General features: G+C 47.5%; 10 protein-coding genes. 4 read left to right on the plus strand and 6 right to left on the minus strand.

Features of this window, described 5'->3' with window-relative positions; genetic code table 11:
- From QUB56_RS01800 to QUB56_RS01810, 3 genes are all read right to left on the minus strand, one after another.
- The coding region (locus QUB56_RS01800; RefSeq protein ID WP_332952631.1) for an ABC-ATPase domain-containing protein at nt 1-1,061 on the minus strand (1,061 nt) is incomplete at its 3' end.
- 489 nt (nt 1,062-1,550) lie between these two features.
- A complete protein-coding gene (locus tag QUB56_RS01805; RefSeq protein ID WP_332952633.1) occupies nt 1,551-2,588 on the minus strand; it encodes a M20/M25/M40 family metallo-hydrolase in 1,038 nt (345 codons plus the stop codon).
- A 358-nt stretch (nt 2,589-2,946) separates the two neighbouring features.
- Nucleotides 2,947-3,525: a hypothetical protein gene (locus tag QUB56_RS01810; RefSeq protein WP_332952635.1), complete on the minus strand. Its 579-nt coding sequence runs from the start codon at nt 3,523-3,525 to the stop codon at nt 2,947-2,949.
- A gap of 794 nt (nt 3,526-4,319) precedes the next feature.
- Here QUB56_RS01810 and QUB56_RS01815 point away from each other — a divergent pair.
- The 3 genes from QUB56_RS01815 (at nt 4,320) to glgP (ending at nt 10,768) form a co-directional block, all read left to right on the plus strand.
- A complete protein-coding gene (locus QUB56_RS01815; RefSeq protein ID WP_332952637.1) occupies nt 4,320-7,661 on the plus strand; it encodes an EAL domain-containing protein in 3,342 nt (1,113 codons plus the stop codon).
- A gap of 186 nt (nt 7,662-7,847) precedes the next feature.
- Nucleotides 7,848-8,048 (plus strand): hypothetical protein, encoded by a 201-nt coding sequence (locus QUB56_RS01820; RefSeq protein ID WP_332952638.1) that lies wholly within the window; start codon nt 7,848-7,850, stop codon nt 8,046-8,048.
- Between the two features lie 161 nt (nt 8,049-8,209).
- Nucleotides 8,210-10,768 (plus strand): alpha-glucan family phosphorylase, encoded by a 2,559-nt coding sequence (glgP, locus tag QUB56_RS01825; protein ID WP_332952789.1) that lies wholly within the window; start codon nt 8,210-8,212, stop codon nt 10,766-10,768.
- Nucleotides 10,769-10,867: 99 nt separating this feature from the next.
- On the opposite strand, the gene QUB56_RS01830 is transcribed toward glgP, so the two are convergent.
- The 3 genes from QUB56_RS01830 to QUB56_RS01840 form a co-directional block, all read right to left on the minus strand.
- Entirely contained in the window at nt 10,868-11,647 is a 780-nt protein-coding gene (locus tag QUB56_RS01830; RefSeq protein WP_332952639.1) for a DUF429 domain-containing protein, read from the minus strand.
- 117 nt (nt 11,648-11,764) lie between these two features.
- A complete protein-coding gene (locus tag QUB56_RS01835; RefSeq protein WP_332952640.1) occupies nt 11,765-11,950 on the minus strand; it encodes a ribbon-helix-helix domain-containing protein in 186 nt (61 codons plus the stop codon).
- 183 nt (nt 11,951-12,133) lie between these two features.
- The gene (locus QUB56_RS01840; RefSeq protein WP_332952642.1) at nt 12,134-12,319 is read right to left on the minus strand and encodes a ribbon-helix-helix domain-containing protein; all 186 of its coding nucleotides are present in this window, start codon (nt 12,317-12,319) and stop codon (nt 12,134-12,136) included.
- Between the two features lie 571 nt (nt 12,320-12,890).
- On the opposite strand from QUB56_RS01840, the gene QUB56_RS01845 reads away from it, so the two are divergent.
- Entirely contained in the window at nt 12,891-13,373 is a 483-nt protein-coding gene (locus QUB56_RS01845; RefSeq protein WP_332952643.1) for a hypothetical protein, read from the plus strand.
- Nucleotides 13,374-13,628 lie beyond the last annotated feature (255 nt).

Genomic DNA, 13,628 nt, shown 5'->3' on the forward strand with positions numbered 1-13,628 from the left:
CTTCTCCCCACTTCCAAAGCCTCAATAATATTAGCAGCTTGCGACGTGCTACCGCTCGCATTTTCAGTATAAAATTGTGCAGTATCTCTACCTTGTGGCAAGTGGTTAATAAAAGGCGAAATATTAACTCCCGCAACACTTCTCCCATCTTCCGCTCTAATTTTCACCGCCGCCGGATCGGTCACCACAAATTCCCGACCATCTCCCGGAATTCGGTTGTAAACTCCCAACTCGATCGCCCTAAGTAAAGTTGATTTGCCGTGATAGCCGCCCCCAACAATCAAAGTAAGGCCAGCCGGAATACCCATACCGGAAATCCAACCGCGATTCGGACAATTAAACTCAACTTTTAACGACGGCGGCGACTGAAAAGCTACAGCATTATTTAACAAAGGACGGTTGTCAACACCGCTGCGGCGGGGTAAAATAGAACCGTCAGCAACAAACGCAACTAATCCGTTTTGAGCTAACTGCTGCCGCAGCCAGTCAGCATCTTCTACTGTTTCAACGTGACGGCGACATTCCCCAGAATTTAAGTGAGAATATTTGAGAGAATTGCTGACAATTTGCGGGATATCTTCGCACAGCATTTCAGCAGCTTGTCGTCCTAAAATACTGCGTCCGCTCGCTGGAAGTCCGACGGCAAATCGCAGTTCAACTCCTCCTAAATCTTCAATATCGGATGTATGTGAGGAAATGATAAATGCGGAAGTTCGCTCTAAAACTTCTTGTCCGAAGCGAGTCACTGCAATCAAACCGCTTTTTCCGGTGCCGCGTTTGCTGCTGATGCTGTGTGCTGCTCGGTCAAACTGGCGAGTTAGGTAATCTCGCAAGGCTATTTCTCTACTGCGAGAGTTGAAAAGTTCGCGGGGAAGTTGAGCAATGTTTGGCGGAACTCTGACTCTAAATTTACTGGGAGAAGCAAACGGATCTCCCTGCACGTAATCAATAATTAATGTGAATTCAGAAAAGTCGTAGTTACCTTGAATGTCTTTGTAGGCTTTGTAGCCTCGATTGTCTAGTTGCCGTAAATGCCGTTGCAGGCTTTCTTTGTTAGTCATTTGTTATTTGTTATTTGTTATTTGTTATTTAGCTGGTTCCTAGGCTGAGCCTAGGAACCGATGTCCAGAGGCTCTGCCTCGCTTGCTTGGCGTGGGAAAATTGGAGGCAGAGCCTCCAGATATGCGTTACCAGGCAGAGCCTGGTAACGAGTAGATTAGCGATTACCAATTACCAAATTTCCAATAATTTAGCTGGTTCCTAGGCTGAGCCTAGGAACCGATGTCCCGAGGCTCTGCCTCGCTTGCTTGGCGTGGGAAAATTGGAGGCAGAGCCTCCGGATATGCGTTACCAGGCAGAGCCTGGTAACGAGTAGATTAGCGATTACCAATTACCGAATTTCCAATAATTTAGCTGGTTCCTAGGCTGAGCCTAGGAACCGATGTCCAGAGGCTCTGCCTCGCTTGCTTGGCGTGGGAAAATTGGAGGCAGAGCCTCCGGATATGTGTTACCAGGCAGAGCCTGGTAACGAGTAGATTAGCGATTACCAATTACCGAATTTCCAATAATTTAGCCACGGCATTAACAACAATTTGAGCAGAACCGGCGAAAAAAGGTCGATCGATAGTTGCTAATGTATCGCTGGATTGGTGATAGTGGGGCGATCGCAAATTTGCAGTATCCGTCACCAACACAGCACCAATTCCTTTATACCAAAAAGGCGCGTGGTCGCTGCGCAAAACATCGGGAGTCAGCAACCCTTTCAGGGGAACCGGCAGCGCCACCACCGCAGGCAAACCGGCTTTTCCAGACTCCGCAAAACTTTTCAATAGCAGCGGATGTTCCGCATCCCCAATCACAGCGATAAACTCACCTTTGTCGGGAGATTTTACCCCCGATGCTTCTAGAAAAGGTTGCGCTGTCAATCCTTCGGGATATTGCTGGCATCCGGGCGTGCGGCAGGCATAACCTACCATATCCAGGACGATCGCTCCCTGCAAATTTTTTAACCGCGCCTCGCTACCGGTGAATGCTAAACTGCCTAAAAGTCCGATTTCTTCCCTATCGAAAAAAGCTATTTGCAATGTCCGAGGCGTGGGGCGAGAACCGAGCAATCTTGCTACTTCTAAAACTACAGCAACTCCCGTCGCATTGTCGTCCGCCCCCGGCGAGTTGGGTACAGTATCGTAGTGTGCTGCGACTAAAATTGCCCCTGCGTTCGAGTCAGTACCTTTTCTCTCAGCGAAGACGTTGATTCCTCGATCGAACCGCTGCAAATCTGGGGAAAATCCTAATGTTTGCAGTTGTTGGGAAATGTAGTCTCTAGTAACAGAGCGAGAGCGTTCTCCCTCGCGTTCTCCTGCTAAAGTATCGACGTGTTTCCACAACCGAGACGGGTCAATTTGGGGCTGATAAAAATCCTTTTTTTCAGTAGGAAGCGGTAAGGGAGACGGGTTTTGGGAAGTGTGGATATTGCGATCGCTCCAAACTTCTGGTACAGCCGACAACCGCTGCCACGAGTGAGAACCCCAACCTGCAGCCGTCACCGCAACCAGAATAAATAGCGCTATCCAAATCAATTGTTTCATCAGTAAGTCTATTTGAGATTTTAGACAGGGCTTACGCACTCCTCCCTCTCATAAACCAGGTTTTTTAGCGGGAGAGAGGGCTGCAACGAAGTCTTTTCGTATAACCCGGTTGATGCGTCCTGGACAGTTAGAGTTTAGATTTTACATGGACACCTTAGTTAAAAATAAGCTTATTTCAAAAAATAAAACTCAAAACTCTTAACATTAGCGGAGGTCGAGCCAGTTTTGTATTTTTTATTTACCTAATATAGCAGGTAAAAACCTTTAAATGTCGCCGTCGAATGTCTCTTGCTTATTGGGTCATTCAACAGCGACATTCACCCCTACTAATGCAGCGTTCAAATTTCACCATTCAAAACTACTTTTTTTCCCATTCAATCTCCTTATTTTCCAATATCAACCCGCTGCTGCTGGGAACAGCGTAAGGAATAGTTGTTGCAGAAAATTTGACTATTTGAGTGGGTTGTTGAAACCACTCGGAATAACTGGGATTGAGTTGGTCATACAGTGCTTTTAAAGCTTGGATTTCTGCCTCTAGCTGCGCTGATGCTTGATTGATTCTGCGAGCTTGTGCTTGCAAGCGCTTTTCCCCGGTTTGAACTTGGTTTTCTACTTCTTGCCAGTGCTGTCCGGCAACCAATTTATCTATTTCAGCTTGTTTGTAGACCAGTAAAGCCTGTTTTTGTTTTAGTTGCTTTTCAGTAATTTTAGTCTCTCGGTCAATCTCCTGGATTTGCTGCAACCACTGCTCCCCAAAAGCAGCATTTTGCTGATGGAACTCGGCAATGGCTTGTTGAGTATTATCCTTGGGAAAACTGACTGCCAGTCGGCACTCTGAGCGCTGTACACCAAGTTTTTCCCGCGACTGTTGCAGGGCGGCAACTTCTGCTTCTAGCGCGCGGACTTCTTTTTGGAGTTCGGGGATCGTCTGACTCATAAAAAAATTCGGTAAGTGGGAAACGAGCGTCCCTGCATTGGGCCCGCCCGGGAAACAACTCGGGGATTTCAATAAGCGAGGGAATCTTTCGATTACACGGGGATTGCTAGAAAAGGTGTAATGAATGTAATGTACGAGCGGTGGGACAATTACCACCTCAAAGGTCGCAACTCGCGATCGCATAATGTTCGCTCCTTTATGAGCCTCCGTGAGAGGGATAATGTTAGCTTGGACCCAAGTTTACGCTCGGTACTCGATCTAGGACACTGACTTCACCCAATAAATCTGTTTAATCCCAAATTTCTCTTGGCAAGGAACTATGCGAAGCATTCCCTGGTAGGTCTTTAACTCTTACGGCTAACGTAGTACGCAGGTACGCATCTCGTCAACTTGGGTTTAAGTCAAAGGCCAAAAGCCAAGCGTGTCTTTAGACCAGCGTCGTTGACTGGTTCAATTAGTGGAGCTCTGCATCGATTTTAAGCTAATGGTTTATTTTTATAACCAATCCCGGCTGCCTTCTTCCAGGAATTATCTAATTTTAGCGCGATCGGGGCCGATGTCTAGGTATAATGGCTTATAATTGGTGGCACAATGGCTGATGACACATTTTAAATTCCGATTAAAATTATAATTAGTTACGAGCCTAATTTATTTGTGTTGAAAATCCCACTTGCCAAATTCACATAAATTCAGGTTCGATCTCTTTGCCTTTCCTACCTCTACGTCCGCTCAAATGTTTTCAGGGTTTTGACAGCGAAAAAGAAGCATCTATTGAAAATTAGGAACAGGAGCATATGAAAATTACACATCGATTAATTTTGGGATCTTTAACTGCTATTTTTGGTGTGGGATGTTGCATTAATGCAAAAATATTAGTGGCCGTAGGGGATGGAGACGGCAATCGCGCTCTAGGAGCAATTTTGGGGGCGCCTGAGAAACATAGCTATTTGCGATCGGCATCTCGCCCTTCTGCTTTTGCAAGCGCTGACTTATTTTTGGAAAAATTATTACAAATAGAACCAGTAAATTTACCGAGCGACAATTTTATCCAATCTCAGGAAATTACTGGGAAAGAGCGTAGTTTGAGGTTAATAAAAATCTGTGCTTATCTGGCTTGTATTTCTGTAGTAATCTCCTTATTAATCAGGACGCATACAGTAAATATCTTATCCCAGGCGATCGGGTTAATCAAACCGAAGTCTGAAACAGGAAAGGACAAGTTACCAGAAGTAGAGAAAGTGTTGCCTCCAAAAAAAGAACAGGATATCTGGGATACTATTGCCAAAATGACCCAAGATTTGCAGCAAACTGCCGAATATGCCCTCGATATTTGCGAGGAAATGAACGTTTCGATAATTGCTGTCACCCCGGGCGGTCATATCCTGTCCTTAAACCAAACTACCTGTCAACTTTTGGGATACTCTAAAAAAGAGTTGTTAGGCAAACCAATAGCCGGACTTTTTAAGAAAACTGAATCACCTGCGCCCGAGTTAGAATTAGCAAATTTAACAGCAGGAGGTCCTGTCCGCAACGTCGAAAAAGTCTACGTTTCTAAACATGGCAAAAAAATAATTGTACTGCTTTCTATTTCAATTATTCGCGGCGGCAAAGGCGAGGTCAGCGGCAAGTTGTACATAGCACAAGATATTACCGAGAGCAAGCGGGCTGAAAGAGATTTGCGGCGCAGTGAAAAAAAGTTTCGGCAACTGATAGAAACTGTTAATGCTGCTGCATTGATCTATCACCGCAGACAGTTGCGCTATGTCAATTCTCAGACTGAAGCTCTGACTGGATATACTCGCGAAGAATTGCTAGCGTTAGATTTATACGACTTAATTCATCGAGATTTTATAGAAATAGTTAAAAGCTGGGGTAAATCCAGCCACCGGCGATCGAGTGCCGGCTCAAAACATGAAGTAAGAATTATCACGAAAACCGGAGAAACACGCTGGATTGAAGCAACTGTAGATATTATCAAATTTGAGAGAAAAGCGTCAATATTAATCACAGCGTTTGACATCAGCGATCGCAAATTAGCAAAGCTAGAACTAGAAACATCTCTTTCCTTGCTTCAGGCAACCATTGAATCTACTGCGGACGGCATTCTGGCGGTTGACGGCCAAGGAAAAATTGTCACCTTTAACCGTAAGTTTGCCCAAATGTGGCAGGTGCCGGATTTCCTACTCGATCTTAAAGATAACAACCAAATTTTGGGTTTCGGAATCAACCAGTTAAAACACCCGGAAATCTTTCTCAACCGCGCTAAAGAATTGTCCGATCGCCCGGCAGCAGAAAGTTTTGATATCCTCGAGTTTAAAGATGGCAGAATGTTGGAGCGCTACTCGCTGCCGCAGTGCAGAGAAGGCCGAATTACTGGTCGAGTATTCAGCTTTCGGGATGTAACGGAACGCGTGCAATCAGAAGAAAAACTCCGCAAAAGCGAAGAACGCTTTCACCTGCTGACGCGGGCGACAAATGAGGCAGTATGGGATTTGGATTTGTTAAAAAATGAGTATTGGTTGAGTAAAGAATTTGAAAAAGTATTGGGATATAAACTCAACGAAACTCAGACGGTAGATTTAGAAGCATGGTGGCAAAATATTCATCCCGAAGAACGGGATAGAGTGATTTTAAGCTTAAAGGAAAGAATGAACTCAGACGCTAAAAGTTGGTCGGAGGAATACAGCTTTCGCCGTGCAGAGGGGGGATATGTTTTTGTGCTCGATCGCGGGTACATCATCCGCAATGAAAGTGGCAAAGCAGTAAGGGCCATCGGCACGATGATGGACATCACTCAGCGCAAGCAAGCTGAAGAAATTCTCCGCTATCAAGCTGTTTACGACCAACTCACGGGTTTACCGAACCGGCTACTTTTTAACGAGCGGCTGCTGGCGTCATTAAAAAAAGCTAAAAAAACCAAAAAAATGCTAGCTGTGATGTTTTTAGACTTGGACAAATTCAAAAAGATTAATGATACACTAGGTCACGCTGCGGGCGATCGCCTGTTAGAAGGTTTTGCCGGACGCATCAGCGAGACTTTGCGATCGACTGATACGGTAGCCCGCTGGGGAGGCGACGAATTTACCCTACTGCTTCCCGACATCAGTTGCATAGAAGATGCAGTTAAAACAGCTCAAAGAATACTCAACAATTTAAAGCCAGCATTTAAACTACAAGAACAGGCGTTTCACATCAGCAGCAGCATCGGCATTGCCGTTTATCCCGATGACGGTGAAGATGCCGAAACTTTAGTCAAAAATGCCGATGCCGCCTTGTACCGCGCTAAAGAAATGGGAAGAAATAACTATCAGTTATATACTTCAACAATTACTCCCCACGGCAGCCACTTGCTAACTATAGAAAGCAGGCTGCACGAGGCTTTAGCACAGGGAGAATTTGAGGTTTTCTACCAGCCAAAAGTCAACATCAATACTTGGAAAATTCAGGGTATGGAAGCCCTGCTGCGCTGGCACCATCCTGAATTAGGTTTAGTTACTCCCGCTACATTTATGTCGATCGCCGAAGAAAACGGACTCATTGTACCTATTGGGGAATGGGTGCTGCAAACTGCCTGCACTCAAAATAAAGCTTGGCAGGATTCTTTGCAGTCAGATTTGCGGGTAGCAGTCAACATTTCGGCTCGGCAGTTCCAGCAATTTAATTTATTACAAATGGTAGCGAACTGCTTGGAAAAAACTGGTTTAGCACCCAAGTATTTAGAGTTAGAAATTACCGAGACTACAGCAATTCAAAATGTGGACTATACCACCAAAGTTATGAAAGATTTGCAGAATATGGGAGTGCAGATTGCGCTGGAGGATTTCGGCACGGGTTATTGTTCTCTAAATAATCTCAAAAAGTTGCCCTTGAATATCTTAAAAATAGACAGGTCGTTGGTTAGCCAACTGACGACCGATCCGTGCGAACGGGCGATCGCCAATGCTGTAGCGACGCTGGGGCGAGATTTGAATTTTAGTGTTGTAGCCGAAGGAATAGAAACTAAAGAGCAGTTGGAGTGTTTGCGATCGCTCCACTATCGAGAAATTCAGGGTCACTATTTCAGCCCTGCCCTCTCGGCTGACGATGCTAGCAAACTTTTGGTAAATTCTCAGTTGAGGAAAGTGAAAATTGCTTAATTGGGTCGCGACTTACGACTGCGTGAGGTGGCGACGGCCCGGGGCAAGTCCTGCGAACATTACACCTAAAAAGTCGTGCGACCACCGCCGAAACCCGCATAGATCCGGCTGCTGCAGCCGTCGCACTCTTGAGCCACTATAGGAAAACTCGTTGCCGCACTCAAGACAGATCGCCGTCGAGTCGTGATGGTCTGGTGGCGAGGCTTTCTTGCGACAGTTATCGCAGCCGTTTTCGGCCAGTTCGCTCACATCGAAGAACCTGCGCTTCCGTTTCGTCTCGATGGCATCCTCGTACTTTCCGTGGGAAAATCCGTTTTAGGGGCGATTCCCTACGGGATAGCTCCGCTTCACGGCATTGGCAAGCGGGCCACGGCAGTTAAAAGCTGAGCTGGGGTAGGGACACGGCACGGCTTCGTTCCGATACAGATGGTCGATACAGTCGATCGCGATCGCCCCCGCTGATTAAAACTTAAAATAGTGTGCAGAATAACGGACTTGCGGCTAAAGACAGAGGAAAATATCGCTACTCCAACATAAAACCTTTGTCTATGCAGCCGATTCGCACATTTAACGTCTCCCCGTCCCTACCCCCAATCCTCGAACCCCTGCGCAAGCTGGCCTACAACTTGCACTGGGACTGGAACGTCGATACCAAAGACCTCTTCCGCCGCCTCGATCGAGACCTGTGGGACTCCAGCAACCAAAACCCGGTGCTGATGCTCGGAACCATATCTCAAGAGCGACTGCAAGAAATGGCAGAAGACGAAGGCTTCATTGCCCAACTGAACCGAGCCGCCCAGCAGTTAGACGATTATCTCAAAAATCGCGCCTGGTACCGCAAACAGCGCGGCACCGAGCAGCAGGAATGCTACGCTTACTTTTCGATGGAATTCGGCTTAGTTAAAGCCCTACCCATCTATTCCGGCGGTTTGGGCGTGCTCGCAGGCGACCACCTCAAATCAGCTAGCGATTTGGGCTTGCCCTTAGTCGGTGTCGGCCTGCTGTACCAAGAAGGTTATTTTTCGCAGTATCTCAACGCCGACGGCTGGCAGCAAGAACGCTATCCGCTCAACGATTTCTACAATATGCCGCTGCACCCAGAACGCAATCCCGACGGTTCGGAATTGCGGATTGAGGTAGACTATCCCGGCCGCAAGGTTTACGCCCGGATTTGGCGGGTACAAGTGGGTACGGTACCCCTGTACCTGATGGATACAAATATTGCACCTAACAGCCCCTACGACCAAGATATTACCGACCAACTGTACGGCGGTGATAAAACTCTGCGGATGCACCAAGAAATCATGCTGGGCATCGGCGGCGTAAAAATGCTCAAGGCCCTGGGGCTGAAAGTTACGGCTTATCACATGAATGAAGGCCACGCGGCTTTCATGGCTTTGGAACGCATTCGGATGCTGATGGAGGAATATCACCTGAGTTTTGTGGAAGCAGAACAGGTGGTGGTTTCGAGCAGTATGTTTACGACTCACACGCCGGTGCCTGCTGGGTTTGACTTGTTCGAGCCGGATATGGTGATGCACTATCTGGGTCAGTATCCCAAGATGTTTGGCTTGTCGCAAGATCAGTTTTTGGGATTGGGCCGGGAGAATACTAACGACTTGTCCGCACCTCTGAATATGGCAATTTTGGCAATTAAAATGTCGAGTTTTGTCAACGGGGTGGCGGCTTTGCACGGTGTGGTGTCGCGCCCGATGTTTAGCGGACTCTGGCCGGGTTTGCCGGTGGATGAGGTGCCGATTACTTCGATTACAAACGGGGTGCACGCTCGCAGTTGTGTGGCGAAGTCTACTCAGGAGTTATACGATCGATACCTCGGCCCGGATTGGGAAATGACTCGCAAGGACGATCGACTCTGGGACAGGCTGGCGACGATTCCTGATGAGGAATTGTGGCGGAATCACGAACGCTGTCGCTCGGAGTTGGTGGTGTTCGCGCGGGAGTGGCTGGAAAAGACTTTGCGCGAGCGCGGTGCGGCCCAAACGGAAATCGATCGGGCGCGGGAGGCTCTTAATCCCAAGGTGCTGACGATCGGGTTTGCCCGCCGCTTTGCTACTTACAAGCGGGCTACACTGTTTTTGCGCGATGTCGAGCGAATTATGCGGATCATGCGGGACAGCAACCGTCCGGTACAGTTTGTGATTGCTGGGAAGGCTCACCCGATGGATATTCCGGGTAAGGAATTGATTCGGGATATCGTTCACTTCATCCGCGAGCACGACACGATGAGCTCGATGGTCTTTTTGCCGAACTACGACATTAACGTCGCTCGGATGATGGTGTCGGGCTGCGATGTGTGGCTGAATACGCCGCGCCGCCCCCGGGAAGCTTCCGGGACTTCGGGGATGAAAGCTTCTATGAATGGTTTACCCAATCTCAGCATCCTCGACGGATGGTGGGATGAGGCTGATTATGTTCGCACCGGTTGGCCGATCGGACATGGCGAGTTTTACGAAGATACTAAGTATCAGGATGATGTCGAGGCGAATGCTTTGTACGACTTGATGGAAAAGGAAGTTGTACCGCTGTTTTACAACCGGGATGCTGATGGCATTCCCCGCGGTTGGACGGCGAAAATGAAGGATTCTATTCGCTTGAACTGTCCTTTCTTCAATACGGCTCGGATGGTGAAGGATTACGCGCGGCGGGCTTATTTCCCGGTGAGCGATCGCTTCCACACCATGACTTCGGATAATTGCGCTCCGGCGAAGGAGTTGTCTCACTGGAAGAAGCACGTTCTCGCGAAGTGGCACGATATTAAGATTGAGGCTGTTGATATTTCCCAGGATAAGGAAGTTAAGGTCAATGAGTCGATCGGTGTTAAATCTCGGATTAATCTGATGGGATTGACGCCTGCGGACGTGCAAGTCGAACTTTATCAAGGTTCGGTTGATGCTAACGGAAATATTGTCGGCGGTGTGCCCGTGGTGATGGAGTATTTGGGAGAAGATTCTCACAATGCTAGCCTTTATACGGCTGACATTACTTATACTTCTAGCGGTTTGCAAGGTTTGTCGTTGCGGGTTTTGCCGAAGCACGATAATCTCAGCAGTCCTTATGAAGCTGGCGTGATTCTCTGGGCACATTAGTCAGTTGGCAGTTGGCAGTTGACTGTTGACTGTTGACTGTTGACTGTTTGTTGTCAAGCCCAATGCTCAATGCCCGATTCTGCCATTCTTCCTGTCTCCTTATCTTGCTTGGGGAATGACTATGTAGCCGGTTGTGCGATCGCCCAATACCAAATTCCGCTCGATTCCCCAGTACCACCAGTGCGCGCCGATATAAGCGCACAGCAAGGCATCTAGCTGGTCTTCTAAGGCTTTGAGGGTGGCGATGCTGGTGGGGATTTCGGGGAGGTTTGAACCGCTCACAGGCAAGATGCCTGTCCCACAGCTCACAGGCAAGATGCCTGTCCCAAAATACAGATTTAGAGAGGGTTCGAGGCTCGGTAAAATATCTACAATATACTGGCAGAGTTTCATCAATTCTAGTTGACGTTCTGCCAGTTTTCCTTTTTTGTATTTGATGATTTTGTCTAATTTAAATAAGTTTATTGTGGCTGGATGGGGATAGACTTCTATTTGATATCTGCCTAATTTTTGAGCTTCCATTATCGGTGCGTGGACAAATCCTCGGGCTTCTAAACAAAGGCCGAATTCGACTGTTTTTTGGGCGAAGGGGCGCGAAAGGTTGGCGGGATAGCAGCCGGCGTGGTAGCGCCCGAAGTGTTTGTGGGTGAGTTTGTCTGCTTCGCGCATTCCAGTTGGATTGGCGATGATTGTGGGGGCGTCTACGGCGATGATGGCTGGTTCGGTTGGGGAGACTTGGGTATCGAGCCAGGTGAGAATGTCGTTAAGGGATTGTTGGCGATCGCACTCTATTAATTCTAGTTGGTTATTTTGCCAATTCAAACAGCACAAGCCGCTTGCTCCTGAGTTCCAACCTAAGTCTATGCCGATAAATTTCATTTAGTATTATTGAACCGCGAAGACGCGAAGAACACGAAGGAAGAATTATGAAGAAGAAGCAACAAGTAGATATCTTTTAGGGGGAAGAAAGTAAAAGATCGATCGCACAAACTGCTCTCAACTTTTATCTTGTTTCTCATCGGATGGTGGGGACTGTTTTTGCATTTGTTTTTGGCGTTCTCTCACCGCTTGTTCCAAAATGAATGCTGACAAGCCGCTGATTGAACGGCGTTCCTCATTTGCCCACTCTTGAAGTAGGTCATAGATTCCTTCTCCGATGGAGGTTGATATGCGTTTAGACATTAGAGGTTAATTGTTTCTTATTTAAGCCGATCGTCATTGTCGAGTATTTTAGACAATTTTGGCGAAGGTGCAGCATAATGCTGCTATTGTGCAGCACTATGCGCCCGATCGCGCGCGCCTGAATCAGCAATCAAAAAACTTCAGTCCTCAGTTTGTTTGAGTGAGGTCACGCCCCAACTGCACTCAACTCTTCTCCTGCTTTTCATCCGATGGCGGGGGCTGTTTTTGCATTTCCTTTTGATGTTCTCTGGCAGCTTGCTCCAAAACGAATGCTGCCAAGCTGCTGATTGAACGGCGTTCCTGATTTGCCCACTCTTCCAGGATGTCATAGATTCCATCGGCTAAATAGGTCGCTAAGCGTTTGGTCATCAGAAATATGGGTTTGAAACCCCGTCCTTTTAGGACGGCTTTACAATTGAATGGGGGGGGAGGATTAGTCCCCCGTTAAGCTTGCTACCGCCTTGGAACTACTAAATGCCGTGTACTTTTGTGCTGTACTTTCGTCGGGACAATTGCCGGCTGACACTGTTTGTCCTGTACGCATAGCAAGTGGCGGTAAGCCCGTGTGTGTATATCCCTTCGCTACTGACTATTCGTTCTTGTTACAGACTAGGGAAGCATCCAGTAACGTCGTTCGGTGTACCACCACCAGATAGTTCAGTTTGGGTTCTTGACCCGCAAGCTAGACACTGTTTTAGTCTCAGATTTAAAAGGTGGTGAGCCTTTCTCTTCTTTGCCCCATGCCTTTAGGCTGGGGTTGGTGACTGTGCTGTATCTAGACCATGCTGTCGAGTTTAGCTCATTTCAAGCATATATGTATACTATATTCATGCTATAATCTGAACAAGTCAAAAGCCAGCGCGATCCCTAGGAAAGTTCTTCGCTGGCTGATGGCCCCCCACATACAAGGAGACAATCCAAATAAAAGGAGACAATTTCTATGGTAAAGCCTGGAAGCGACGGCAGCGAATATACTCGCGGCTATCAACAAGCTTTAGATGACTTTGGCATCACGCAACTGCTGTCGGGTATCCGCAGCTACTCTGATGAGGATTTTGAGGCCGATCGCGCGCGCATGACTGGGCCAGAGCTCGAAAGCTTTGCGGTGTTTCTGATTCTGCGCGTGGGGGCGAATCTCAAAGGTAGTACGATCGCCCGCTACCTCAACTCTCTGAGAAAAGCCAATTCTCCGACGATCGCCGATCGCCCCGCGATCGAACTCAACTCAAATTCGATCTCGAAAACACCTGAAAAGTCAATGCAGGGCGATCGCAATTCTTGGGCGATCGTCCGAATTTTACCGAATGCTCAGCATTATACAATTGCGCGTTTTGTCAACCGCCAAGATGCGGACGATCGGCGGAGGGCTTTGTGTCGGTTTATTCCGGGGGGTGTTTTTGAGGTTGTGTGCGATCGGACCTAATCAATATACCTCTCCAATAATTATTGTGGAACAGGCATCTTGCCAGTTCAAGACTGGCTTTTCTGGAGATGTCTAATAAACACAAATGACGATGACAATTGTAGCGACTCCGCATTAAGTCCGTCGCGGGTTAAAACCTCCGCTTAATAGCAAAAGTCCGTCGGGGGTTAAAACCTCTGCTTAATAGCAAAAGTCCGTCGGGGGTTAAAACCTCTGCTTAATAGCAAAAGTCCGTCGGGGGTTAAAACCTCTGCT

The organism is Microcoleus sp. AR_TQ3_B6 (assembly GCF_036702785.1).
Classification (GTDB): domain Bacteria; phylum Cyanobacteriota; class Cyanobacteriia; order Cyanobacteriales; family Microcoleaceae; genus Microcoleus.